The organism is Gordonia humi (assembly GCF_014197435.1).
GTDB lineage: Bacteria > Actinomycetota > Actinomycetes > Mycobacteriales > Mycobacteriaceae > Gordonia > Gordonia humi.
In genome coordinates, this window is record NZ_JACIFP010000001.1 from 610,875 (window position 1) to 636,354 (window position 25,480).

At 64.1% G+C, this 25,480-nt stretch carries 20 protein-coding genes and 6 pseudogenes; 9 read left to right on the forward strand and 17 right to left on the reverse strand.

Annotation, left to right across the window (positions count from 1 at the left end; all coding sequences use genetic code 11):
- The first annotated feature begins 72 nt into the window (after window positions 1–72).
- On the forward strand, window positions 73–1,332 hold the full coding sequence (locus BKA16_RS02685) for an IS256 family transposase (protein WP_183369212.1): 1,260 nt from the start codon (window positions 73–75) through the stop codon (window positions 1,330–1,332).
- A gap of 233 nt (window positions 1,333–1,565) precedes the next feature.
- On the opposite strand, the gene BKA16_RS24140 is transcribed toward BKA16_RS02685, so the two are convergent.
- On the reverse strand, window positions 1,566–2,108 hold the full coding sequence (locus BKA16_RS24140; RefSeq protein WP_183369214.1) for a transposase: 543 nt from the start codon (window positions 2,106–2,108) through the stop codon (window positions 1,566–1,568).
- Window positions 2,109–2,547: 439 nt separating this feature from the next.
- Here BKA16_RS24140 and BKA16_RS02695 point away from each other — a divergent pair, with 439 nt between their 5' ends.
- The 5 genes from BKA16_RS02695 to BKA16_RS02715 all read left to right on the forward strand — a co-directional run bounded on the left by BKA16_RS02695 (window position 2,548) and on the right by BKA16_RS02715 (window position 9,294).
- Complete coding sequence (locus BKA16_RS02695) at window positions 2,548–4,893, forward strand: transketolase-like TK C-terminal-containing protein (protein WP_387996403.1); 2,346 nt, start codon at window positions 2,548–2,550, stop codon at window positions 4,891–4,893.
- A 75-nt stretch (window positions 4,894–4,968) separates the two neighbouring features.
- Window positions 4,969–6,249, forward strand: a complete 1,281-nt coding sequence (locus BKA16_RS02700; protein WP_183369216.1) for a 2-oxo acid dehydrogenase subunit E2 — start codon at window positions 4,969–4,971, stop codon at window positions 6,247–6,249.
- A 43-nt stretch (window positions 6,250–6,292) separates the two neighbouring features.
- Window positions 6,293–6,520, forward strand: coding sequence for a hypothetical protein (locus tag BKA16_RS02705; protein WP_246371588.1), 228 nt, complete (start codon window positions 6,293–6,295; stop codon window positions 6,518–6,520).
- Between the two features lie 48 nt (window positions 6,521–6,568).
- Window positions 6,569–8,401 carry a biosynthetic-type acetolactate synthase large subunit gene (gene ilvB, locus BKA16_RS02710; protein ID WP_183369220.1) on the forward strand — a complete coding sequence of 611 codons (1,833 nt, stop codon included), beginning with the start codon at window positions 6,569–6,571 and terminating at the stop codon, window positions 8,399–8,401.
- A gap of 140 nt (window positions 8,402–8,541) precedes the next feature.
- Entirely contained in the window at window positions 8,542–9,294 is a 753-nt protein-coding gene (locus BKA16_RS02715) for a hypothetical protein (RefSeq protein ID WP_183369222.1), read from the forward strand.
- 512 nt (window positions 9,295–9,806) lie between these two features.
- Here BKA16_RS02715 and BKA16_RS02720 read toward each other — a convergent pair.
- The 6 genes from BKA16_RS02720 to BKA16_RS02745 all read right to left on the reverse strand — a co-directional run bounded on the left by BKA16_RS02720 (window position 9,807) and on the right by BKA16_RS02745 (window position 13,507).
- A complete protein-coding gene (locus tag BKA16_RS02720; protein ID WP_246371590.1) occupies window positions 9,807–10,367 on the reverse strand; it encodes a hypothetical protein in 561 nt (186 codons plus the stop codon).
- Window positions 10,364–10,657: a hypothetical protein gene (locus tag BKA16_RS02725; protein ID WP_183369224.1), complete on the reverse strand. Its 294-nt coding sequence runs from the start codon at window positions 10,655–10,657 to the stop codon at window positions 10,364–10,366. Before BKA16_RS02725 ends, BKA16_RS02720 begins: the two co-directional genes overlap by 4 nt.
- A 129-nt stretch (window positions 10,658–10,786) precedes the next feature.
- The gene (locus BKA16_RS02730; protein WP_183369226.1) at window positions 10,787–11,476 is read right to left on the reverse strand and encodes a hypothetical protein; all 690 of its coding nucleotides are present in this window, start codon (window positions 11,474–11,476) and stop codon (window positions 10,787–10,789) included.
- Window positions 11,473–12,342 carry a hypothetical protein gene (locus tag BKA16_RS02735; RefSeq protein ID WP_183369228.1) on the reverse strand — a complete coding sequence of 290 codons (870 nt, stop codon included), beginning with the start codon at window positions 12,340–12,342 and terminating at the stop codon, window positions 11,473–11,475. The genes BKA16_RS02730 and BKA16_RS02735 overlap by 4 nt, the downstream gene beginning before the upstream one ends.
- On the reverse strand, window positions 12,342–12,803 hold the full coding sequence (locus BKA16_RS02740; protein WP_183369230.1) for a hypothetical protein: 462 nt from the start codon (window positions 12,801–12,803) through the stop codon (window positions 12,342–12,344). Before BKA16_RS02740 ends, BKA16_RS02735 begins: the two co-directional genes overlap by 1 nt.
- A gap of 92 nt (window positions 12,804–12,895) precedes the next feature.
- Window positions 12,896–13,507, reverse strand: a complete 612-nt coding sequence (locus tag BKA16_RS02745) for a hypothetical protein (RefSeq protein WP_343067593.1) — start codon at window positions 13,505–13,507, stop codon at window positions 12,896–12,898.
- A 218-nt stretch (window positions 13,508–13,725) separates the two neighbouring features.
- Here BKA16_RS02745 and BKA16_RS02750 point away from each other — a divergent pair, with 218 nt between their 5' ends.
- Window positions 13,726–13,935, forward strand: a complete 210-nt coding sequence (locus BKA16_RS02750) for a hypothetical protein (protein WP_183369232.1) — start codon at window positions 13,726–13,728, stop codon at window positions 13,933–13,935.
- Window positions 13,936–14,131: 196 nt separating this feature from the next.
- Here BKA16_RS02750 and BKA16_RS23735 read toward each other — a convergent pair whose 3' ends face one another.
- Window positions 14,132–14,479 carry a hypothetical protein gene (locus BKA16_RS23735; RefSeq protein ID WP_246371594.1) on the reverse strand — a complete coding sequence of 116 codons (348 nt, stop codon included), beginning with the start codon at window positions 14,477–14,479 and terminating at the stop codon, window positions 14,132–14,134.
- Window positions 14,480–14,750: 271 nt separating this feature from the next.
- Here BKA16_RS23735 and thpD point away from each other — a divergent pair, with 271 nt between their 5' ends.
- A complete protein-coding gene (gene thpD / locus BKA16_RS02760; RefSeq protein ID WP_183372852.1) occupies window positions 14,751–15,611 on the forward strand; it encodes an ectoine hydroxylase in 861 nt (286 codons plus the stop codon).
- A gap of 496 nt (window positions 15,612–16,107) precedes the next feature.
- Here the strand turns inward: thpD and BKA16_RS02765 are convergent.
- The 8 genes and pseudogenes from BKA16_RS02765 to BKA16_RS24040 all read right to left on the reverse strand — a co-directional run.
- Window positions 16,108–17,300 (reverse strand): IS3 family transposase gene (locus BKA16_RS02765; RefSeq protein WP_183369180.1). Its coding sequence is split into 2 segments (ribosomal slippage): window positions 16,108–17,013 and window positions 17,016–17,300, totalling 1,191 coding nucleotides; the frame shifts between segments, so codons are not numbered across the junction.
- Between the two features lie 524 nt (window positions 17,301–17,824).
- Window positions 17,825–18,106: pseudogene (locus tag BKA16_RS02770) on the reverse strand (Hsp20/alpha crystallin family protein); the annotation flags it as partial.
- 21 nt (window positions 18,107–18,127) lie between these two features.
- Window positions 18,128–18,442: pseudogene (locus BKA16_RS02775) on the reverse strand (integrase core domain-containing protein); the annotation flags it as partial.
- A 4-nt stretch (window positions 18,443–18,446) separates the two neighbouring features.
- Window positions 18,447–19,796: an IS30 family transposase gene (locus BKA16_RS02780; RefSeq protein WP_425489504.1), complete on the reverse strand. Its 1,350-nt coding sequence runs from the start codon at window positions 19,794–19,796 to the stop codon at window positions 18,447–18,449.
- Window positions 19,736–20,140 (reverse strand): annotated as a pseudogene (locus BKA16_RS24145) (DDE-type integrase/transposase/recombinase); the annotation flags it as partial. The gene BKA16_RS02780 and the pseudogene BKA16_RS24145, both read right to left, overlap by 61 nt.
- A 56-nt stretch (window positions 20,141–20,196) precedes the next feature.
- The gene (locus BKA16_RS02790) at window positions 20,197–21,408 is read right to left on the reverse strand and encodes an IS110 family RNA-guided transposase (protein ID WP_183369236.1); all 1,212 of its coding nucleotides are present in this window, start codon (window positions 21,406–21,408) and stop codon (window positions 20,197–20,199) included.
- A gap of 305 nt (window positions 21,409–21,713) precedes the next feature.
- Window positions 21,714–22,474, reverse strand: a pseudogene (locus BKA16_RS23740) (transposase); the annotation flags it as partial.
- A gap of 72 nt (window positions 22,475–22,546) precedes the next feature.
- Window positions 22,547–22,660, reverse strand: a pseudogene (locus tag BKA16_RS24040) (transposase); the annotation flags it as partial.
- A 277-nt stretch (window positions 22,661–22,937) separates the two neighbouring features.
- Between BKA16_RS24040 and BKA16_RS02805 the strand changes: the two are divergent.
- A pseudogene (locus tag BKA16_RS02805) lies at window positions 22,938–24,083 on the forward strand (IS3 family transposase).
- A gap of 48 nt (window positions 24,084–24,131) precedes the next feature.
- Here the strand turns inward: BKA16_RS02805 and BKA16_RS02810 are convergent.
- Window positions 24,132–25,181, reverse strand: coding sequence for an IS630 family transposase (locus BKA16_RS02810; RefSeq protein ID WP_183369113.1), 1,050 nt, complete (start codon window positions 25,179–25,181; stop codon window positions 24,132–24,134).
- Window positions 25,182–25,480 lie beyond the last annotated feature (299 nt).

Below are 25,480 nucleotides of genomic sequence, written 5' to 3' on the forward strand. Positions count from 1 at the left end.
TCGGCATGAGAGCGGTCACCGTGTGATCCTTCGAGTCAACCTTCCACAGAATCCTCGAATGGAGTCATCACGATGACCGCACCCCACATTGTCGATCCTGCCGGCCTGTTAAGCCAAGCCCTCGCCGATGCATCACCTGATCTGATGCGCGAGTTGCTGCAGACGATGATCAACGCTCTGCTATCGGCCGACGCCGACGCCGTCTGCGGCGCAGAATGGAACGCCCGCTCGGCCGAGCGCACCAACTACCGCAACGGCTACCGGCACCGATCCCTCGATACCCGCGTGGGCACCGTCGAGGTCGCCGTGCCGAAACTGCGCTCAGGATCCTACTTCCCCGAATGGCTGCTCGAGCGCCGCAAACGCGCCGAATCCGCGCTGATCACCGTGGTCGCGGACTGTTATCTGGCCGGAGTCTCGACCCGCCGGATGGACAAGTTGGTCAAGACCTTGGGTATCGATTCGTTGTCGAAGTCGCAGGTCTCACGGATGGCCGAAGACCTCGATGAGCAGGTTGCCGCGTTCCGGCATCGCCGTCTCGAGGAGGCCGGCCCGTTCACGTTCGTCACCGCCGACGCGTTGACGATCAAGGTCCGCGAGAACAAGCAGGTCGTCAAAGCCGTCGTCCTGCTCGCTACCGGCGTCAACGGTGACGGCCACCGCGAAGTCCTCGGTATGCAGGTCGCCACCAGCGAGAGCACAGCCTCCTGGAACACGTTCTTCGCCGACCTGGTCGCCCGCGGCCTGGGCGGAGTCCGCCTGGTGACCTCCGACGCCCACGCCGGCCTCATCGAAGCGATCGCAGCGAACCTGCCGGGAGCGGCGTGGCAGCGCTGCCGCACCCACTACGCCGCGAACCTGATGGCCGTGTGCCCCAAGTCCATGTGGCCAGCCGTGAAGGCGATGCTGCACAGCGTGTATGACCAGCCCACCGCCGACTCGGTGAACGCCCAGTTCGACCGGCTCCTGGAGTACACCCAAGGGCGGCTCCCTGATGTGGCCGAGCACCTCGGCGATGCTCGCGAGGACCTGTTGGCGTTCACCGCATTCCCCGACGACGTGTGGCGGCAGATCTGGTCCAACAACCCCACCGAACGCCTCAACCGCGAGATCCGACGGCGTACCGACGTCGTCGGGATCTTCCCCAACAGAGACGCCATCGCCCGCCTCATCGGCGCCGTCCTGGCCGAACAGACCGACGAATGGGCCGAAGGACGCCGATACCTCGGCCTGGAAGTCCTCAGCAGATGCCGACTCACCCTGACCACCGACACCGACACCGACTCGCAGACGGAGGTGAGTACCGACCCGTTGATGGAACTACCCGCCTGATCACCAACGAAGGATCACAAACCAGTTACACCACTACCCGGGACTTGACCCAGATAGTGGCCTGACGCGCTCGGCTGCGACGCGAGACACGCCAGTTCCGCCCGGCCATCGGTTACCGGGATCGTTCGGGCTCGGTCGTCCAGCCTGGTACTGCGCGGTAGAGCTCGACGACCTCTGCCGGCTGACGTAGCGCTTGAGGCAGCGGCGAATCTCCTTGCTGGTCTTGACTTCGGCTAGCCGTCGCTCGATATAGTTGCTGGTGGCGGGCCAGTGCGCATGCGAGTGAGGACGATGGTGTTCAGCGCCCGGTTCAGCCGCCGGTCGCCGCCATGGTTGAGGCAATGCCGGACCGCGTTGCCTGACGAGGCCGGAATCGGACATGCGCGGGCGATCTGCGCGAATGTCGCTTCGCTGCGGATTCGGCCGGGGTGGAACCACACGGTCATCACGATCGCCGCAGTGATCGCGCCGACGCCGGCCAAGCCGAGTAGCTCGGGCGCTAGGACCTCGGTCAGCGCTGTGATGCCGGCGCGGTTGGAGGCCAGCTCGTCGTCGAGGGTGCCGATGCGCTTGGCAATCCAGAGCGCTTCGGCTCGAGCCGTTGCAACTGCGAGCGACTCCTCGCGTCCTCGCCAGCTGGCAATCGTGGCGATCTGCTGTGACGTGAGGGCTCGGCGTGCGTCCAGCCCCAGGTCGTGACCACGCACGAGTGCGGTCAGCGCGTTGATGCATCGCAGGCGGTCTGCGTTGAGCTGGTCTCGAGCGTTGGTGAGCACCTGCGGGGCGGTGCGTGTGTTTCACCTGCTCGGCGATCGCGTAGTTCGGCTAGCACCATCACCAGAGTTGAGCGGGCAGCCAGAACGGCGTCGAGAGCGTCGGTCTACGTAGCGATAGAAGTCGGCCACGGTAGCGTGCAGACCCCTGGCCTGTCGGCTCGGTGTGTACTTCGCAAAGTGTCAACCTTTCTAGGTGTGGCCTGGTCGGCGATTGTGCAGAATGATCAACCCAGACGTCCAGTGTTGCGCGATCAGTTTCATGCTGCTGGACTTTCGAGTACACACCTTCTCGAGGAACATGCCGGACACAATCCGGTTACCCGTTCCGATGTCCTTGCGACCTGTCTGCCCAGCGATCCTGATCGTCTACGCGGCCTGCAGGCTTCTTCAGCGCCTCCACTTCGATGGCGATTCCCTCTTCATTTCCAGGAGAACTCTGATGCCCCACACTGCGCCTGCTGGTTCCGCTGCCACGCACTCGTTCAACTCTGAGTCCGAGGTCCTCCGAAATCTCGAGCAGATTCAGCAGCAGGTGTTGTGGTTGTCCACGTCGATGATTCATCACGCAAACCGGGTGCGTCCGAACACGAGTGGCCTCAAGGTCGGCGGCCATCAAGCCTCTTGCGCTTCGATGGTGGCAATCATGACCGCACTGTGGTTCGAACAGTTGCAGTCCGGCGACCGGGTGTCGGTAAAGCCACACGCCTCGCCCGTGCTGCACAGCATCAACTACCTCCTGGGCAACCTCGAAGAGAGGTACCTGACCACGCTCCGCGAGTACAAGGGACTGCAATCCTACCCGAGCCGCTCCAAGGATCCCGATACCGTCGACTACTCGACAGGATCGGTCGGAATCGGTGCCACTGCACCGATCTGGGGGGCCATTGCGCGCCGTTACGTGCAAACTGCTGTAGGAACCTCCGGCAGCGGTCGACAGTACTCGCTGGTCGGTGACGCCGAACTCGACGAAGGCGCAGTCTGGGAGGCGATCCTGGATCCAGGCGTCGCCGAACTCGGCGAGGTAGTCTGGATAGTCGACCTCAACCGCCAGTCACTGGACCGTGTCGTGCCCAACCTCGCCGCTGGACGCCTGGAGAAGATGTTCGGTGCGGCCGGGTGGCAGGTCATCACCGTCAAGTTCGGCGCACTGTTGGAGTCACTTTTCGCCCAACCCGGCGGACATTCCTTGCGTACCCGCATTCTGGAGATGCCCAACGCCGAGTACCAGCGACTGCTACGCTGCACGCCCGAACAGGTTCGGGACCGCTTGCCTGGCGACGGCCCGGGCCGCAGCGAAATAATGAGCTTGATCGCCGACCTCGACGACTCGACACTGTCCGCAGCGATCCGCAACCTCGGCGGCCACGACATGGAGGCCTTGATCAGGGCGTACCGACAGATCGACGATACTCGCCCGACCGCGGTCATAGCGTACACGATCAAAGGTTATGGGCTTCCCACCGAAGGCCACCCGCAGAACCACTCGTCGCTACTGAGTGTCAAGGAGTTCGAACAGTTCGCCGAACGCCTCGGACGCGACCCGAACAATCCGTGGGAGCGTTTCAACGAGGACTCAGAACTCGGCCGACTCTGCGCCGCAACCGCCGAGCGATTGCAGCGCGGTCCGATCCCGGCGCTGAACACACCCGAGGTCCCCGTCGATAGCGGACGGACGCCAAAGGGCACGGCCAGCACGCAGGCCGCGCTGGGTCGGGTGCTCCTCGACCTGACCCGGAGTGCGCCCGAGGTCGCCGAGCGAGTGGTCACGGTCAGTCCCGACGTCAGTAGCACGACGAACCTCGCCGGTTGGGTGAACAAGGTCGGCGTGTGGTCGGCCGCCGAACGCAAAAACTGGTTTGACGACGACGCCGAGACCCTGATGCACTGGCGCGAGAAGCCAACCGGGCAACACATGGAGCTCGGCATCGCAGAGACAAACCTGGTGGGATTGATAGGGGAGCTAGGTGCGACCTGGAGCCGCTGGGGAGAGCCGCTCTTCCCGATCGGGGTGATGTACGACCCCTTCGTCGAGCGGGCTCTCGAGCCATGGTCGTACGGCATCTACGCAGGGGGGCAGTCAATCCTGATCGGCACCCCGTCAGGGGTGACCCTTGCCGCCGAAGGCGGCGCACACCAATCGATCACAACCCCGTCGATCGGGTTGGAACAGCCCAGTTGCATCTCCTACGAACCGGCCTTCGGCATCGACGTCGAGTGGACCCTACTGACCAGCATCGGACGCCTGGGACGCCCGGATGGGACCTCAGCCTACCTCCGACTATCGACGCGTCCGGTCGACCAATCCTTGGCGAACGTCCCGACTGATCAGGCCGCACGCGAACGTCGTCGTCGCCAGGTCGTCGCAGGCGGGTACCCGTTGATCCGCCGGGCGGACGCGAGGCTGACCATCGTCGCCATGGGCGCGATGTTGCCAGAGGCTATCGCGGCAGGCGAACGCCTAGAGCAGGCCGGGGTCAACGCCGACATTCTGTGCGTCACCAGCCCGGGACTCCTGTTCGACGCCATGCAGGCGCGACGCGGCCAGGGCGAGGCGGACACCTGGATCCTCGATCAGCTGCTACCTGCAGACCGGGCGACGCCGATGGTCACCGTCCTCGACGGCCACCCGCACACACTGGCGTTCCTCGCCGGAGTGAACCGCGTTCCCTCGGTGTCGCTCGGCGTCAGCCAGTTCGGACAGGTCGGGTCCCTTGAGGACGTCTACCGCCATCACGGCATCGACACCGACAGCATCGTGCGGGCCTCGCTCGACGTCCTGCCCTGACGTTGTTCCGTCCGACTCGAAGCGACCCTGCCACAACCGATTCACACTCAGCCACCCACCGCGCAAGGACACACGATGACCAGCACCCAGTCCGCGATGACCGTTCGCATGCCCACCCTCGGTGAGAGTGTCGAAGAAGGCACGATCACCCGATGGCTCAAAGAGCCCGGCGACCGAGTGGAGGCCGAGGAGGCACTCCTCGAGGTCTCGACAGACAAAGTGGACACAGAAATTCCGTCACCGGTCGGTGGAATCCTGTTGAAGGTCCTGGTATCCGAAGACGACGTGGTCGCGATCGGGGCAGATCTGGCCGTCATCGACACAGAAGGGCCATCGTCGCCGCGAACTCCGGAAACAACCGACGGTGACACGGATCTAAGTCCGTCGTTGGATGCCGAGGGCCAGGCACCGGGACGCACTCGGCCGGAGTCGCCAGCTCCTGAGCAGTCGGAGTCCGAACCGGCTAGTCCGGAGCGTGAGGTAACTCATTCGAAGGCAACGACCGGTTCGCGCTCCTCGGGTGAATCATCGGCCAAGGGCGCGACGACAGAAACGCAGCAGGCTACAGCAGAGCCCCAAACCTCGAGATCCGGTGCGGAAGCGACTGTTTCGACGTCCTCCGCCGCCTCGCAGGATAATCCGACGACGGTTAGCGAAAAGCTCCCGCGTATCCGACGCACCATCGCCGCGCGCATGGTCGAATCACTGCAGACCGCGGCACAGCTCACCACGGTACTTGAGGCCGATGTCACCTCGGTCGCCGACCTCCGCCGCGCGCACAAGGATGAATTCTATGCCCACACGGGCGTAAAGCTTTCGTTCCTGCCCTTCTTCGCGAAGGCAGCTGTCTCCGCTCTGTCCGATCACCGGGTCCTCAACGCCTCGGTGAACGCCGACGTCACCGAGATCACCTACTACGGTCGGGTCCACCTCGGAATCGCAGTGGACAGCGACAACGGGCTCATGGTCCCGGTTGTCCGTGATGCCCAGGATCTCGACATCGAAGGCCTGGCCCGCGCGATCGCGGACAAAGCCGAGCGCGTACGAACGGGAAAGATCGGACCAGACGAACTCGGCGGCGGCACCTTCACTCTCACGAACACCGGAAGTCGCGGCGCGTTGTTCGACACCCCGATCATCAATCAGCCACAAACGGGAATCCTCGGCACCGGCGCCGTGGTCGAACGGATCGTACCGACCCGCCGAGATGGTGCCCTGAGCCTGGAGGTGCGTTCGATGGCCTACCTGTCGATCTCCTACGACCACCGCGTCGTCGACGGAGCAGACGCCGCCCGGTTCCTCACCACGATCAAGCAACGACTCGAAGGCGGCTTCCATGCGAGTGACCTCTACTAAACCAAGTGGCACACGTGGACTCCCCATTGCTACCGACCGAGAGATGATCTGGTGGGCGATCAAGTGGCTCCCGTTCGAGACGGGCGACGAGTATATCTTCCCCGACTTCGGCGTGACGCCGGCAGTGTTCTACCACCGGATCGTCATGCTGATTTCCATGGGCGCTGCGAACCATATCGAACCCGGGCTGCGGATGCGCCTATGTAAACAGTGCTCCGACAAAATTGCCCGACTCAAAGATGCGGAACGGCTCGCCTCACTCGTGGGCTGATGTGTTCCGCCGCATTCACCGGCCGTCTCACTATGAGGACAATCTGTCATGGCAATCCTGCACACAAAGGCGCCAGCTCCCCGCGGCGTGCGCACCACGCCTGCCAACATCGCACGCGACGACGGTGCCAGCACCGCCCCAATGTCCGGCGCCCTCGCACTGGTCCGCAGTCTGGAGGCATTGCGAGTAGAGGCCGTGTTCGGGGTACCCACACGAGACCTACTCTCTGTGTGGACACAGCTCGTCTGCTCGCCCGCCGTGCGCGCTGTCCGTGCCCGGCACGAGCAGGGATCCGGCCACGCCGCGGCGGGTTACGCCACTGCAACTGGACGAACCGGTGTGTTCGTGGCGGGCGCGGGAGCCAGCACGACCAACTCGATCACCGCGCTGGCCGATGCCAACATGGATTCGGTCCCGGTCGTCGCGATCGCTGTTCAGGTCGGCCACGACGACATCGGCAGAGACTCGTCCCGCGACGTCGATGTCATCGGCATCACGCGTTCGATCACCAAACATAGTTTCCTGGTGACCGACGCAGGCAACCTACCGAGGATTCTGGCCGAAGCATTCCACATCGCAGCAACGGGGCGGCCCGGCCCAGTAGTGGTCGCTGTGCCGTCGGACGTGCTGTCGGACACAACCACGTTTGACTGGCCAGCCGAGGTTGATCTACCCGGATACGACTACCCCACGACGGCTTCCGAAGATTCTATCCGGCCCGCCGCTCAGGAGATCCTCGCAGCAAGCGCGCCCGTACTGTACGTCGGGGGCGGTGTGGTCCGAGCGTCAGCCGCCGGTGCGCTGCGTGAACTCGCCGACCTCACCGGCATCCCGGTGGTGACCACCCTGATGGCCCGAGGAGCCTTCCCAGATGGACATCCGCTACACTACGGGATGCCCGGAATGCACGGTTCCGTTGCCGCAGTGGCGGCGCTGCAGAAGAGCGATCTCATCATCGCACTCGGCGCGCGATTCGACGATCGTGTGACCGGCGCGACACAGTCGTTCGCTCCGGACGCACGAGTGATCCACATCGACATCGATCCCGCCGAGATCGGTAAGAACCGACGTGTGAACATTGGGATCGTCGGACACGCGCGGACCGCGATCCGAGACCTGAGCAAAGTCCTGCAATCCGAACTCGCCCGCGGGCGGAAATGCGACATCGGCGTCTGGGTCGGTTACCTGGATCGGATGCGCACCAACTATCCGCTGAGCTACAACGATCCGGCCGACGGCTCGCTCTCACCCGAGCGTGTCGTTGAAACCGTGGGCAGACTGTCGAGCAATGGAACGATTTTCGCGTCCGGCGTCGGACAGCACCAGATGTGGGCGGCGAACTTCATCCAGTTCGATACACCGAGAACCTGGTTGAACTCTGGAGGTCTCGGAACCATGGGGTACTCCGTACCGGCAGCTATCGGGGCCCAGGTCGGAAACCCTGACCGCGAGGTCTGGGCGGTCGACGGCGACGGCTGCTTTCAGATGACGGGCCGCGAACTCGCCTGTGCCGCCGAGGAAGGTCTGCCCATCAAGGTCGCACTGATCAACAATGGGAATCTAGGGATGGTCCGTCAGTTGCAGAAAGTCCACTACGGAGGGCGTCACCATAGCGTCGACCTAGCCACCCCGACCCGGCGAGTGCCAGACTTCGTCGCCTTCGCCGAGGCTCTGGGCTGCATCGGCCTTCGCTGCGAACGACGCGACCAACTCAAAGAGACGATCGAACTGGCGCGGGCGGTCACCGACCGTCCCGTGATCATCGACTTCGTCGTCGGCGACGACCTCATGGTATGGCCGATGATCGCAGCGGGGGCGAGCAACAACGAGATCTCCGTTGCCGACGGGATCCGGCCGCTGTTCAGCGACGCTGGCAAGTAACAACTATGTCAGCTAAACGCGAATACGCCTGCGGCATAGCCGATTTAAAGTGCCGATAATAATCGTTATGTTAAGTAATGGTTAATCCAGGAAGTTTCGACGTCTGTATTACTTAACATCATACTGCTACCCTAGCAGTCATGGGATGGATGCACAGCACAGACGACACCAGCCACGAGATGTGGATTCGGCCCGAGTTCGTCGACGGTGTCGGTACCAGCGCATCGACGATGCGCGAGGGCGTGACGATGGTCGGACTCGGCGGCGACTCGTGGCGGCCTGCCGGTGAGGTCGTCGGCTGGCGGGTCGTGTGCGACTGTGAGCACGAGACACAGACGATCAGTCCGACACGGTCACAGTGGGTGTCAACAGACCTGTGGGTGCGGGTGCCGTCGCCGAGCTTGGAAGATGTCGCTGCCGGGCGCATCTTCGCCGGCGATGATGCAACATCGGATCTGGAGTTCCGAGAGGACGTCGCCGACGCGGCGAAAGCGATCTGGCGGAGTCAACATATTCGGTTGGTCGACGTCGACGAGGAGATCGCTCTTGCGTTGGCCGCTCACCGCGCGGCCGCAGTAGCGATCGACGTGGCGATCACACGCGGGCGGCGCGCCGGGCGGACATGGGAACAGATCGGTCGAGTCGCCGGGATGAGTGCGCCGGGCGCGAACAGTCGATGGAAAGAGCGGATCGAGTCACCGGCGGTCACTGACTTCGTTGACGATCTCGACGCGATGATCTCCGACCTCGACGGACGGGTCCTGACGGCCGCTGAGCGGGTCGGCTTGTCGAGCATCTACCAACTCGCCGCGCGCACGAACGACGGGCACCGGCCCAGCATCGCGGACGTGCTCACGATGGCAGCTCGCCTACGACCAGCCACGAGCGAATAAACCAGACTCTGGCTATGGCCGAATCACTTGACCCAGAGTTCGTCGACCTAATCGACACGGTCGGGCACCGACGATCGGTGTTACTGGCGACCGCCGCGCAATCGGTAGCCAATGATGTGCGCCCGCGACGCCGACTACCTCGACACCGCGGCCGTGCGCAGTGACGACACGGCACTGCAGGTTGTGCACCTCCTGCCGGAGATCACGTGGTCACAGAGCAAGTTCTGGCGATATCAACTAGCCGCGGCCGCCGACCGGATCGCGCACGACACCCGACGATGGGGTGCACCAGTCCCCCGCTGCACAGCGGAAGAAATGACCGTGCACCTGGCATTGCGCCGCGCCGCGGTCCTCGACACCGGGCCCCCGACGAGCCGGGCGATGACCGTAAGCGATCAGGGTGGACTCCCCGACACGTGGGCAGAAATCGCTTCGACGAGAGTAAGGACACCACAAGCGTGGCAGTGCTCAGCAAGGCCGAGAGCCAGCACTGAGGCCACATTCCATTCGTGTCAGCCGATCGCGTCACCGATGGTGACCGCGATCCAGATCGCGGCGATGGCCACCAGCGCGAGACAGATCCACAACAGCACCCAGAAGCCTCGATGGATGTTGCGGGAACCGCGCACCGCCCAGAGCAGGGCGATGCCCACTCCGACGCCGCTCACCGCAATACCGAGCGCTACGGCCGGTAAGCGAATCACGCAGGCTATGACGAAGAGCACGAGGACGACGGTGAGGACCGCCACCGCAGTACGCGGCCAGGCTGACGCGGGGTCGCCCCGACGGCGAAGGAATGATTCGACGATGACGAAACCGAGAAACGAGATGACGAGGCCGACCATCACGGTCACGGCGTAGAACGCTGGAGCGAACGCGACGGTTCGATGGTCCGAGGGGACCGAATCGGTGGCGATAGCCAGTGCAAACAAGCCCAGGAACAGCAGCGCGAGCAGGATGAGCAGCACCGCGCCAGAGATGGACGCGTGTTCTGTCTGGGAGTGACCCGGCGTGGACCGTTGGCCGATGGTCGGGCGTGATTGATGTCCGGGCCGGTTCGGCAGATGATTCATGCGGTGTCCTTGACAGTCAGCTCGGTGATTCTTCGGGGTGCTGGCGGGTACTTCTCCAACGCTTCGGGGTCGCACAGTCCTGCAGGATCGGCCTCGATCAGCACGGTGACGCCTGTCGGAAGATCGGTGTGCTGGTCGTGGATGACCACGACCGTTCCGCCGACGACAGGAGCCTGCTCGCGCAGGATGCACAGTTTCTCAGAGACGACGTGTGCCTCCGGCGAGTCGCCGAGGCGAGCGGCCACCGTGAACACCGGATCGTCATCGAGATACCTGCGTTCCCACACCATTTCGGTGATGGTCGCGACCGGGAGGATCACTCAACCGCGTGACTCGGTCGGGTGAACGCACTGCCTGCTCCCACACCGCAGCCGGGTCGGCGGGCCACGACGTGGTGATGGTCTCGGGAGCGCCGCTGGTCATCGTTCTCTTCTCACTGTCATGCCCTCACGTAACCTGTCGCGTCGGGTGAGGCAGACACAGCCGAGGAACACGCCTGCCGGTATCACTCCGACGCTCACGGCGGCAGCGACGGCCGGGTGAAGGCCGGGAAGGATATCGGCGAGCAGGTTCGTCCCCATGAACAAACCGACAGTCAGGGTGCACAGCAGGACCGGGGTGAACATCACCCCGGCGCACCCGATGACGAAGAAACAGCCCGCAAGAACGTTCCAGATGCGCGCACGGAACGTTCCCGGGCCTTCGTAGCGGATGGGCGTGAGGGCCTCTGTGACGTGCGCCGGCCATCGCGCCACGAGGATGTCATTGTCGTAGTCGGTATCGAGAGTGGTGTGGCGGACGATGACCTGCTGTCCGATGAGCTGCTGGCCCGCCCCGGGACCAGGCAACGGGCACATGACCGTCCGCGGCAACGTCAGGGACTGGCCGTGGTCGCTAGTGTCGATGTGGATGACGAGATCATCGTCCATCTGCCCGCCCTCGGGAGCGTCGTTCTGCACCGCAGAGCAGACGATGCCGAGGGCCGCGCGGCCCTCGGCGAACTCCTTCTTGCTCGGGGTCGGGCGCGGCGTCGATGGCGGCGTGAACTCGTCGAGCACCTTCCAGATGCGTCGGAGCAGGGACGGCTTCGCTGTCTGCGTCTCGGTCATGCCAGCTCCTGTTCCTGGCGGGCGCGCTGAGCCCGGTACATCCTCCGATGCCCATCAGGGTCGATGAGGATGCTCAGAACCTCACGCACCACGGCAAGGTTGGGGCTACGTCGTTCCAGTCCGGCAACCACCTGGCCGCCTTCTGTGTGGAAACCCTGGTCGTCGTCGGTGAGGATGTGGAACCCGTCGGCCCGCGCGGGATCGTCGGTGATCCGGTCCGCGCTGCCGTCGCCGGATGAGATGGAGTACTGGACCCGCATCCTCGGCAATGCCAACTCCTGCCCATCGGGGAGCCGCAGCCGGTCTGGTGTCAGCGTGATCCCTGGTTTCCCCGCACGCCTGCCTGGGAAGGCGACATTCTGTCCGGACCGCAGTTGCGTCAAGGCTTCTCGCACCAGAACTGCCTGCGCGGCAGCCCGAATCTCGAATGGCGCTTGTTTCAACTCGCCTTTCCACGGGGCAGTGAGCCGGCCCGGGCCGACGTCAGGCCGTGGCGAGGTGAACAGTTCCCGGCCTTGACCGATGACGCCGCCGGAGAACGGCATCGCCTGCCGCACTGTGCCGAAACGCGATTCGACGACACCACGCTCATAGACATCCACCGACCAGCCCACACGCCGCCAGGCGGACAGCAGCCCGAGAAACTCGAAGATGCCCCACAGCAGCAGCAACCAGGCGGCGATACCGGGGACCAAGACCCACCAGGGCGGGGCGCCGCCGCCAGGTTCCGCAACCCGGACGACCCACAGCACCACCCCGGTCGCCATGACCAGAGCGAGGACGACCAGCAGCACCCAGCGCACCATCCGCTTCCGCACCCTGCCAACGGGGTTCTCGTCATGAAAGAGCAGATCGCCGTAATTCATCAGACCTCCTCGTCACCTGGCCGCTGAACCGTGCCATCGATGAACCCCAGGAACAGGATGTCGTCGAGATCCTCAGGATCACGGGTGTTGTGGCGGAACCGGACGCGCTGTCCAGGGAGGGGCGCCTCACGCGGATACTCGCGCGCGGCACGCCGGATCTGCCCGCCGCCAGAGAGCTCCGCGACGAGCAGCATGTCGTAGGCGGGATTCGACTCCGGACCCATGCGGTCATCGGCGGTGACCTCAACGAGGGTTCCCTCCGCCTCCTCGCCGTCGAGGTATCCGGCCGCCTCACACATCGACAACGCAAGGAACCACGCGATGAGTGCGATCAGCAGCACGCCGAGAGCGGTGACTGGCCCCCACCAGGGTGGATCGCTCGCGAACAGCGCCAGGACGATGGACACCGTCAGCGTCGCGATGAACCCGATAGCACTGGCGACCATCACCACGAACAACACGCGACTGAGAATCGCCCACCGACGGATTCGCGCCCGCGTCTCGGGCGTGCGAGCCCGAGTCAACCATAGTGAGGTCTTGCGGTTCGCTAGCCTCATGACCGCCTCGTCTTGTCGCCTGCCCAGCCGTCGAAGCGCACGTCGAAGAGATCGTCAGGGTCGAGGGTGTTGTGGCGGAACCGGATGCGCCTGCCGATCCAGCGTTCGGGCCCTGCACCCCAGCTGTCGTCCTCGCCCCAGTACAGCCTGCGGCGCAATGTGCGCGGCTCGGTGTCGTCGGTGCCGGATAGTTCTGCGCTGAGCAGGAACTCGTAGGTGGTCGGGTCATCGCCGCCACCGGGGTGGGTGATGACCTCGTCGAGACGTCCGATACAGGCGTGCCCGTCGGCGTACAACGCGGTCAACCGGCGGTCTTGCGCGTGCGAGCCCAGTGCTGCTCCGCAGAGGAGCAACGCGCAGCCGACGCCGACAGAGCCGAATGTTCCCCACATCCAGGAAGGGGCCCGGTCGTCGAACTCACCCCAGATACCGAATCCCATCCCCAGTCCCGGCGCACACACGCAGACAGCAACCAGTCCGCCCAGTAGCAGCCAGATGCTGACTGTCTCCCAGCGTGCCCAGCGACGGATCTGTGCGCGCGTGCCGGGGGTGTGGGCGCGGCTCTGCCACGCGTCCACCTGCCGCCTGCGCACACCACGCCGGCCCATCACGCTGACGTGGTCGTTCCACCAGCCCTCGCTCTGCTCCGCAGTCATGACCCAACCCCCTCGCGAACTCCTGCCTCGGCGCGATTTCGATGGCTTCTCATCCGCCCACCCGTCGAAGCGCGCATCGTTCACATCATCGGGATCGAGGGTGTTGTGACGGAACCGATAGGCCGCCCGACCCACGACCCGTCCGGTACGTCAGCGGAGCCTGCTCCTCCGTGGAGCTGCCGGGTGAGCGTGAGATCGTCTGCGAGGCGGGCAGTCAGGTGGACGCGGTAGACGGTGACAAGATCCCCCTCGCCATCTCGCTGCTGTTCACTCGTGACGCGCTCGACGATCCCAACGGTGGTATCCGCATCTGCGAACTGGGCACTGTGGAGCCGGTCGCTGACGATCATCTCCGGGACCGCGCCGAGGAGGAGGTCTGAAACGATGGACGCAGGGAGGACACGTGAAGGGCCTACTTGGCCGACTGCGCGATCCTAACGAGGTCTGGTCGCGGATCCTTGTTCTGCTTCTCGGCTGCTTTGACTGCGAGTTTGGCAGCTGCGAGCACGGCGGGACTGTATGCCCTCGTCTTACGCCGAGTGGACGTTGTCGAGCGTTTGGAGCTTGCTGCGGTAGTCACCTGCCGTCTCCTTCCTGTTGCGTTTCATTATCCTCGACACCGGCTTCTGTGGCTAGTGCGTCTTCGACGGCCTGGGTTGCAATCGCCTCGATGATCGCCTGTTCGGTGCTTGTCGCCAGGTCCGAGTCCGAAAGCGCGTCGAGAATCGACCATCCAAGCGTGTCGGTGTCGTCGGTGTTGTCGATGTGTTCGAGCGCCCAGGCGGCTCGCCGCCACCACTCCGACCTTCGGTCGTGGCGGTCCTTCTGACCGATCGTGAGTCGGAAGCCGAGGACAGCTACTCCCGCAGCGAGGAACGGGGAGGCGATTTGCGCGACTTTGAGCGCGATGTCGAGAGCACTCACTCTTACCGACCACCGGTCGGTGTTTCGCCAGATCCAGGCCGCTCAATGATGAAGACCGCGTCGCCAGAGTAGTCGGTGCCCGACACTCAGCCCTATCGAGCGCCGAACATGCTATTAGCAGTCTCCTGGAGAGAGTGCTAAGTTGAGTGTGTAACGATCAACATGGCGTCTCGACGTCAGTATCGGGGCGCCTTCTCGGGAGGAGGATTCCTTGACTACCGCGACAACTGTGCATGATTGCTATCCGACACGACTGACCCAAGCCGCGCCGATGATGCGCAGGACCGACCCCACCGTGTGGGGTCAGGCCGACAACGGTCCATTTACCGATACCGAAGTCGCAGCGTATGTCGTGAAGGGATTCCATATCGAGCCGGGTCTGCTGACACCTGCTCAAGTGCAGGCATGCTGGACTGAATTCGAGAGGTTGGCCAACGACTCCGAGGTGGAGGCATCAGGGGCCATCATCCGCGAACACGGCAGCGACGCCGTCCGGTCGATCTTCGCCGTCCACCGACACAGTCCCGTGATCGACGCGTTGGCACGCACGCCCCGCATCCTCGACCGAGCCCGCCAGATCCTCGGCTCAGAGGTCTACATCCACCAGTCTCGGATCAACGCGATGCCAGGCATGGTCGGCACCGGTTTCGGCTGGCACTCGGATTTCGAGACCTGGCATGCCGAAGACGGCCTGCCCGCTCCGCGCACCGTCAGTCTGTCGATCGCATTGACGGATAATTTCGCGTTCAACGGCGGACTGATGCTGATGCCGGGCGCACACCGCGTGTTCGTACCGTGCGTCGGTCAGACGCCGGACGACAATTTCCGCGAATCACTGCAGAAGCAGAAGGTCGGGGTGCCGTCCGACGACGCAGTCACCGAACTCGGCCTCGAGTACGGGATCGAACAGTTCACCGGACCCGCCGGCCATGCGCTGTTCTTCGACTCGAACTCGATGCACGCGTCGAGCAACAACATCACACCCTATTCACGGGCCAACGTGTTCCTCGTGTTCAACAGCGTCGAGAACGCACCCGCCGCCCCCTACGGCGCCGCAGCGCCGCGTCCGGCCCACATCGCCGACCGCGACACCACACCACTCACACCGATTCACAACTCAGAATTCGCGTGACACGCGCTCGGGGCCCGGCATGATCGCCAGGCCCCGAGCAACCAGCGGTCCAGCTGTAATGCCCAGGCAAGTTGGTCAGCCGAGTGTGCAACACAGCCACTCCGACCGCCTACAAGTGGCTCCGGTCACGTATCGGTATCCCGTTGGTGCACACATAGTTTCGCCGCACATAGCGTTAGACCATGAGGACGTCGATCCGGTGGACAGCATGGTCGATCGCCGTGTCGATCGTCCTAACGATACGAATCCTGACGACCCTGTCGACTATCGCAACAACATTCGCCGCAGTCGTAGCCGCTCCCCGACACGGACTAGCCACCGGATGGACATGGTGGGCGATCGGCTCGGCAACGGTCTTGCTCACCGTCACCTTCCTTTACGGTCTCCTGCGCGTCCCACACGAACAGAGCCCGTCCTGACCGTGCTCACCCGCTCCCGCACAGACACCCCCCATTAATGTCGGAGGGGCTGCTGCACGATCGGGTGACAGTTTCGGTTACGCAGCCTGAGTGGCTGGCGTGGTCATGATGGTCTCGAACTCGATTGGGGTCAAACGGCCGAGGGCGGCCTGTCTGCGGCGTCGGTGGTAGGTCCGTTCGATCCAGGTCACGATCGCGATCCGGAGCTCTTCGCGGGTGGTCCAGGTGCGCCGGTCGAGGACGTTCCTTTGCAGCAGGCTGAAGAAGCTCTCCATGGCCGCGTTGTCCCCGGCCGCGCCGACACGGCCCATCGAGCCGACCATGGCGTGGCGGTTGAGCGCGTGGACGAATTTGCGGCTGCGAAATTGCGAGCCGCGGTCGCTGTGGACGACGCAGCCAGCGACGTCACCGCGGCGGGCGACGGCGTTGTTCAACGCAATGACGGCGAGCCGGGACTTCATTCGCGAGTCGATGGAGTAGCCGACGATCCGGTTGGAGTAGACGTCCTTGACCGCGCAGAGGTAGAGCTTACCCTCGCTCGTCCAGTGCTCGGTGATGTCGGTCAGCCACAGCTCGTTCGGGGCGCCTGCGGTGAACTCGTGCCGGGTCACGCCGTGCCGGTCGACGTAGGCGCACAGGTCGTCGTGGACCGGTGGGCCGGGCTTCTTACCGTGCTTGCCGCGTCTCTTGCCGAACGCCGACCACCAGCGGTTGGACGAGCAGATCCGCCAGCCGGTCCGCTCAGCCATCGCCTCGCCGGCTTCGACCGCCTCGTCGACCAAGAACCGGTAACCGAACTCCGGATCGTCACGGTGGGCGTCGAATAACGCGTTCGCGCGATACGCCTCCACCAGTTCGGCGTCGGTGACCGGGCGGGCGAGCCACCGGTAGTAGGGTTGGCGAGCGATCCTCAAAACCCGACACGTCACCGCGACGGGGATCCCGTCAACGGCCAGCTCGCGCACGAGCGGGTAGATCATTTTCCCGGCAGGTTCGCCTGCGACAGATACGCCGCCGCCCGGCGGAGCACCTCGTTCTCCTGCTCCAGCAACCGGACCCGCCTGCGCAGCTCACGCTCGGTCGCGGACTGCTCGGACGTCGTTCCGGGCTTGACCCCGTCCTCGACGTCGGCGGTCCTCAACCAGTTCGTCAGGCACGACTCGCTGATCCCGAAGTCGGCAGCGATCTGCTTCAGATGGACGCCTGGTTCGCGGTTCCTGGCGACACGAACCACGTCGTCGCGGAACTCCTCGGGATACGGCTTCGGCACGATGCACATCCTTCCAGCAGCACCTCTCGGCACCACAGATCAGATGTCACCTATCCGTGCAGCAGCCCCGATCGTCAGGCCCTTCGATGAGGGAACGGTGGCTTCGGTCACGTATAGATGTCCCGTTGGTGCACACACAGTTTCGCCGCACATAGCGTTAGACCATGAGGACGTCGATCCGGTGGACAGCATGGTCGATCGCCGTGTCGATCGTCCTGACAGTACGAATCCTGGCGACCCTGTCGACTATCGCAACGACATTCATCGCAGTCGTAGCCGCTCCCCGACACGGACTAACCACCGGATGGACATGGTGGGCGATCGGCTCGGCAGCGGTCTTGCTCACCGTCACCTTCCTTTACGGTCTCCTGCGCGTCCCACGCGAACAGACCCCGCCCTGACCGGTCTCGCCCATTTCGCATCGATACCGGACCTCGATGCCGCACATCTGGCAGACAAGCACAACGCCCGACCCCTGCCGCACGAGAGGTCGGGCGTAGTGCTGATCGAGTCTGTCGGGTATTCTATTCAGAGGCCGCAGTCAGCTCGCGGAGCTCGCTATCGTGCTCGACCGAGATCTTGCGGGGTTTGGCCGCTTCAGCCAGCGGGATCGTCACGCTCAGAACCCCGTTGTCATAGCGGGCACTGATCTTGCCCGCATCCACACCATCACCCAAAGAGATCTGACGACGCAACGACCCCGAGAACCGTTCGGTGGTCAACCACTTCACCGACTCGGCCGACCGGACCGACCGTTGCGCCGACAACGTCAACACACCCCGGTCCACATCGATATCGATTGAACCACCCTAGGTTCTCTGCCGCTCCTATGCGGGCTGCGGCTCGGGGTTGAGGGCAGCGTAGTGGCTGTGTTCGCACTCGATGGGCGGGATGTGCCCGAGGTGCGAATGCAGCCTGCGATTGTTGTACCAGTCGACCCACTCTGATGTCGCGTACTCGACGTCGGAGAGTGTCTTGAACGGCCCTGGATGGAAGATCGTGGTGCGGATGCACTCGGTCTTGTACAAGCCGTTCACCGACTCGACGAGCGCATTGTCATAGGCGTCACCGATCGACCCAATCGACGCCGAAATCCGTTGCAACGCAAGCTCACCGGTCAGATCCGACGAGGTGTACTGGGCGCGTTCAATCGGTCGTTGCAACACCGGGTTGTTGGATCGAGCATAGCTGCTCGGCGAACACCTCGGCGGGAGTGCGCCAGCCCAGGCTCTTGCGGGGCCGGTTGTTGAGCGCGAGAGCGACGGCTTCGAGGTCGTCGGCGGACCACCGGGACAGGTCCGTGCCCTTCGGGAAGTACTGACGTAACAATCCGTTCGTGTTCTCGTTCGTCGGCCGTTGCCAGGGCGAGTGAGGGTCGGCGAAGAACACTTTCGTGCCCGTTTCGAGCGCGAACTGGGCGTGGGCGGACAGTTCCTTGCCGCGGTCCCAGGTGAGCGTCCTACGGAGCTGTTCGGGAAGCTTCATCATCGACGCTGTGAGCGCGACGTTCATCGCGACGGCGCCATAGCCGGCGAGCGCCGGGCCGTTCTTCACCGGCGGGCTCTGGCCATAGCCCTCCAGCCGCGGCAGATGCACCAGCAGGGTCGAGCGGCTCGCGCGTTCGACGATCGTGCCGATCGCGGACCGGCCCGTACCGATGATCAGATCGCCCTCCCAGTGCCCGGGAACGGCGCGGTCGGCTGCCTCTGCGGGGCGTTTGGAGAACACGACGTCGGCGGTGACATGCCCGTGTGGTCGGTTCTGTGCTCGAGCCCGTGGCCGACGCAGTGCACGGCCTGTTCGCAGACAGGTGACGAGCTCACGTTCGAGGGCGCCACGGCCCTGGATGAACAGCGACTGGTAGATCGCTTCGTGGCTGATGCGCATGGACTCATCATCGGGGAAGTCGACCTTCAGGCGGTGCGATATCTGCTCCGGGCTCCACGCCAGCGCCCACCTACGGTCCTGCCGGTGCGGCTTGTTCAGCCCCTTCCATGCCGGCGGCTCAGGCCCGACGACAACCCTGCCGTCCGGTCGACGGATGTTGCCGGCCAGTCGTTCCTGGACGTACCCACGCAACCGGTCGTTGGTCACCAGCTTCGCTGTCTTCGGTCGCTTCGCCGCCTGCTGGGCTTTCCACTGCGCCACCAACGCGCGGTACTCCTGCTTCCCACCGCGCGTGGCTGCGTTGCGGCGCAACTCACGCGAGATCGTTCCCGGGTCGCGGCCAGTCCTGCGTGCGATCTCACGCACGCCGACCTGCCTGGCGCGCAGGAGCGCGATCTCCTCACGCTCGGCGAAAGACAGATAGCGGCCGGTAGGTTCAGCAAGCGAGATCGGAGCCATACCGCCAGCGTGACGGAACCAGCGAGCGCCAACCGGCACAGACACGCCCACCGTCAACGCCGCTTCGGCCGAGTTGATGCCCGTCGCGATCAGGCGCCAGAACTGCCGCTGCACCGCCCGAGAGGGTTCGGGCCGTCCGGGCGAGCGCATCGGCGGGCGCAGTGCCCGATCGGCACGCCACTGCCGCCGAGCCCCTTCCAGAACCCCGCTCGTCTTCGCAGACCAGTCCTTTGTCGCCACTGCTGAACACCTCCACAGTCAAGGTGTTGCGACGACCATTTGAATCCGCCCTGGCTGCCCGCATCGCTGTGATGGACGAGCCTACCGGCGAGCACCGGATGGCCTTCGTGGCGGCGGACCCATAACGCCATCCGCAGCGGGATCAGTACCAGTGAGGTCTCCTTGCTTGTTTGGGCGTGCCAGGAGACGATCCGGCGGGAGAACACGTCGACAATGAACACCACGTACACCCACCCTGCCCGGGTCTTGACGTAGACATCCCACGCCAGTCAGATGTCAAGTAGGCAGTGGTGGTGGTTGGTGTTCGGGGTTACGCGGCGGCGGGTGTGGCAGCTCGCGGCCACGCGGCAGTGTCGTCCCAGGATTGATCGTGCTGCAGGCACCACCACAGGCGCCCGAGGAGCTTGTTGGCCAAGGCTCGCAGTGCGGCGTTGTGGTGGTCTCCGACAGCACGGCGATGGTCGTAGTACTCGCGGGCCGGCGCTGACCATGTCAGCGCTGCGAACGCCCACCAGTGGCAGGCATCGGCCAGACGCCTGTTGCGGACTTTGCGGGCCTTGACGTAGTGCGAGCGGCCTGACGCGATCGTCACCGGCGCTGTTCCTGCGAAAGATCGCAGTCCCGTTGGTGAGCTGAAACGCGTCGGGTCATCGCCGATTTCGGCGAGAATACGCGCACCGAGAACACCTCCGAGGCCGGGGACCGAGTCGATGATGTCCGCTTGAGGATGCTCGGCGAATGCGGTGACGAGTTCACGCTCGAGCACTGCGACGGCATCGAGCATCGCCACGATGATCGCGACCAGACTGGCTACGGTATGACCTAAGGCCACCTCCACAGCATCCGGCTGCCGCAGCCCGGGGGCGTGCAGATCGCTATGGATCTGGGTTACCAGGGCGGGGTCGTTGCGTCGGCCAACCCTTTTGAGCGCGTTGCTGATCCGCGGGCGAGTCAGCTTCGCCGCATCCGTGGGGGTGGGCGCTATTGAAAGAACCTCCATCGCCGCTCGGTGCTTGAGCTTCGGAAATGCTTGCAACGCTTGAGGATAGAACTCCAGTAGCACCGAACGCAGCCGACTGATCGTCTGATTCTGCGCCCAGATCGCTTCCTGATGCTGACGCGCCAGCGCCTTGATCGCCTGCTGCTGCTCGCTGTTGGCTGGCAGCCGACGATGCTGGTGACGGTCAGTGCGCACGATGTCGGCGAGCACCGCGGCATCACGCGAATCGGACTTGTTGCCCGCCTGTCCGTGGCGTTCGCGGTACCGCGCGACGGCCCGCGGATTGATCGGATACACGGTGAAACCCGCGCCAGCCAACGCCACAACCAGAAGATTCTTATCGGTCTCGATCGCGATCGGCACGTCGTCCGCAGTGCCGCCATGGTCAGCGACCATCGCCAGGAGTTCGGCAAAACCGTTGGGGTCATGAGTGATTCGCCGACGTTCAATGATGAAGCCGGAGTCGTCCATCAACGCTATGTCGTGATGGTCCTCGGCCCAGTCGATACCGCACGTGATCATCGAGCACATCCTTTCCGATGCCATCCGCCAGTAGGTCCGGCGAATCGATGAGCTCGGAGAGCGGGCGGCGACCTAATGGCGGCACTCTCGGTGCGGCATCTCACAAGCCGAACACGCACCTCCGCGGCGGACTGATGGGGTCACCGTCTACGTTCAGACCTCGGCACGCATCCGTGAACTCAACTGTCAGTAATCACCCACCAGCAGCTCGGTTCAACCATGCACCGGAATCGGTAAAATCTCAGTGACCACCCACCAGCCGCCATGTCGTCCCGCCCAGATGTGCGGACCCGACACTCCCATTACGTGAAATCGGTAACCCACAGCTGATCGGGGGCGGTCGCGGTGAAGTCCCGGTTCACCAGGTCACCGGCCCGGATGCCGTCCTCTGCCGGAATCGTCGTGCGGACCTTCTTGTTGCGGACCGCCCCAGACAGGCCCAGCAGCCGCATCGCCCGATCAACGGCACCAGGAGTGACCACGACACCGTTGCGCCGCAGATAGTTGGTCATCTTCACCCGCCCGTACAGGCCTTCCGGGGTCATCTTCCGTCGCCCGTCTGTCATGGTGGCCCAGGCCGCTGAACGGACCGCGTCGACGGTTTTCGCGTCGGTGACGGTGCGGGCGGCCGGGCGCGTGGTGCGCCAGGACCGGTAAGTTCGTGCGGCAATCTTGCAGCCCTGCTCGGTGAGCACTCGGCAGATCGACTCGACCGCAAATCCCTTGTCCCGCAGGGATTCTATGAATCCCATGATCATCGGCTTCGGGGGTCGAGTGCCCCCGCGAAGAAAGTCGTTGCCGCCTGCAAAATCGCGACGTCCTCACGCAGGCGCTTGTTCTCGGCCTTGAGACGCTTGAGCTCGGCTGATTCCTCGCTCGTGGTGCCCGGACGGGCACCGGCATCGATATCGGCTTGGTTGATCCATCTTCGGACCGTTTCCTTGCCGACACCGACCCGCCGGGCGATCGCCGTCGCGGCCGCCGTGGGATTCGGATACTCCTGGCCGTGCTCGGCGTACAGGCGCAGCGCCCGCGCCTTCACTTCGGGGTCGATCTTCTTGGGCATGATTGTCATCCTTCCTGACTCAGAAAGGAACGGCATCAAACCTGGTGTGGTTCAGACTGCCAAAACAGACGCGCCACGGGACACGCCCCGATCGGCGGCGATCCCCTTGAGCGTCGCGCTCGGCGTGGACTCGTACAAGTCCACCGCCTGACAGTGGAACTCGTCGGTGTAGTGCTTCCTGGCCATCCTTGGATTCTCGCTTCCCCAGCAGTGTGCTGGATTCCGCGCGTCCACGATCAGGGGTCAAGCTCCGAGCCTCGGCCCATACGTTTACGTACTCGCGACGATGCATTTCGGAGCGATTGGACCCGCCAAAGCCGTGGGTCGGCCTGGCTACCATCGATCCCGATCCCTGGCGGACTACATGGAAATGAATGCCTATGGCATGTTCCCCGCGAAGTGGTCCATGGTGTTTTTGAGTCCTGATTGCCCTGGTGAGGGCTGAGAAGGGACGATGAGGATCATGGCAGGACGTAAGCGTCACACGGCGGAGGACATAGTGCGTAAGCTGCGCCGGGCCGACGAGTTGGCCGCCGAAGGCAAGACCGGCGAGCAAATCGCCGCGGACCTGGAAGTGTCCGCGGCCACGCTGTACAACTGGCGCCGCCAGTACGGCGGCATGGACCGAGACGCAGCGAAGGAACTCAAAGAACTCCGCGAGCAGAACGGCCGGCTCAAACGGCTACTCGCCGACGCCGAGTTGGAGAAGGACGCACTCCGGGAGATCGCGAAGGGAAAATTCTGAGCCCAACGGCCAAACGCGCCGCTATCGGCATGCTCAAGGACGTCAAGAAGCTGTCCGAGCGCAAGGCGTGCAAGGTTGTTGGGCTCTCCCGGTCGGCGTACCGGTCGCTGCCGCGGGCGCAGACATCAGCCGACCCCGACGCCGGTCTACGCGAGCAGCTACGCACCTACGCCCATAAGAATCCCCGTCACGGGTTCCGGCGGGCGTGGGCGCACCTGCGGTTCGACGACGGCATCGAGGTGAACAAGAAGAAGGTACATCGGGCTATGGAAGGAAGAAGGGCTGCAGGTCCGGCGCGGGCCGCGTCGTAAACGAGCCGGGCAATCGTCGGTGCCGGTCGTAGCCGCCGACGCACCCAAGGTGGTGTGGGCGTTGGACTTTCAGTTTGATTCCACCGTTGACGGGACCAAGATCAAGATCGCCTCGATGGTCGATGAACACACCCGACAGTCGTTGCTGAGCATCGTGGACCGTTCGATCACCGCCGAGCGGCTGATCGAGGAGTTGGAGAAGGCATTCGCGCTCTGGGGTGGGCCGCCGATGGTGCTGCGCATGGACAACGGCCCGGAGTTCATCTCCGAGACGCTGCGGGACTTCTGTGCAGGGACGGTAGGCATCTCCTACATCCCGCCCGGTACGCCGTGGAACAACGGGTTCATCGAGTCGTTCAACAACCGGCTCCGCGACGAGTGCCTGAACCGTAACTGCTGGCCCACGCTCCTGGAGGCACGGGTGGTCATCGAGGACTTCAAAGACGAGCACAATCACCGGCACCGGCACTCGGCGCCGGGCTACCAGACACCGGCCGAGTACGCTGCCCGATGCACCCACCGGCACCACCCCGTCGGGTGCGAGATCAACTGACCAACAACAAGTAGGAACTGGCTCTAGTGTCGCGTGTCGTTAGATAGTTTATGGTTGTGCTTTCTTCAGGATTTCGTCGGCGGTCGTGGTCCAGACGAAGGGGTGTTTGCGGTCGTTCCAGCCGTTGATAAAGGCGCGGATTTTGGCGTTGAGGTCTTTGACTGAGGTGAAGACGCCGCGGCGGATGGCTTGGCGGTCGATGATGCCGAACCAGACTTCGACGAGGTTGAGCCAGGAGCCGGAGGTCGGGGTGAAGTGGATGTGAATGTTCGGGTGCTGCTCGAGCCAGTCGCGGACTTCAGCCTTTTTATGGGTGGCGTAGTTGTCCATCACCAGGTGTAGTTCCCGGTTGCCGTAGGCGCGGTCGATCTGCCGCAGGAACGCCAGGAACTCCTGGTGGCGATGTCGTGGCTTGACGGCTGCGGTGACTTGTCCGGTCGCGATCTCCAACGCGGCGAACAGTGTGGTGGTGCCGTGTCGTTTGTAGTCGTGGGTGCGGCGTTCGATCTGTCCCGGCTGCATCGGGAGCATCGGTGCGGTCCGATCCAGGGCCTGGATCTGGGATTTCTCGTCCACGCACAGTACGATCGCGTTCTCCGGTGGCTCCAGGTACAGGCCGACGACGTCGGTGACCTTGGCGACCAGTTCGGGATCGGTGGAGAACTTGAAGGTTCCCGACCGCCACGGCTGAACCCCGTATTCGCGCCAGGCACGGGCAACGGTGGCGTTCCCGATCCCCAAATGGCCGGCCAACAGGCGTGAGGACCAGTGCGTGACGCCGTACTTCTTCGGCGGTGGCATCAACGTAGCCGAAACGACCTCGGCATGATCGAGATGCCGCGGACGGCCCGGTCGGTCAGCATCGAGGAGGCCGTCCAGGCCGCCATGAAGATAGCGGTCACGCCATTTGAGGACCGTCGGCACCGACGTCCCGACCACCTCGCTGATCCGCGTGTTCGCCACACCCGCAGCCGCCAGCGACACGATCCGCGCACGCCGCACCAGGCCCGCCGACGTCGAGGTCGACCGCAACAGCCGGTCCAGTTCAGCAGCATCGCCCTCACGCAATTGCAGCGCCGGGGCCGGAGAATTCGCCATATCCCATTATCGCAAGCCGCAAACCATCAACTCATTAACGACACGCGACACTAGAACGACCTGGACCGGATATCGGGGACCTGCCACAGTGAGTCAGCCACTACGAGACTCCTTCTTTCGTCACCGTGATACGCGGTCGACTCGCCACGAAGAGTCAGCACCCCCCGGGGGGGCGACTCGCGCAGGCTCAGGGGGGGGCAAGCGCTGCGCGAGTCTCGCCCCGCCAGGGGGGCAGCGGGACTATCCAGGAGACTACCGACACCGCAGTCACCGAGCCGATATCTCCGGAGCGACAGTCG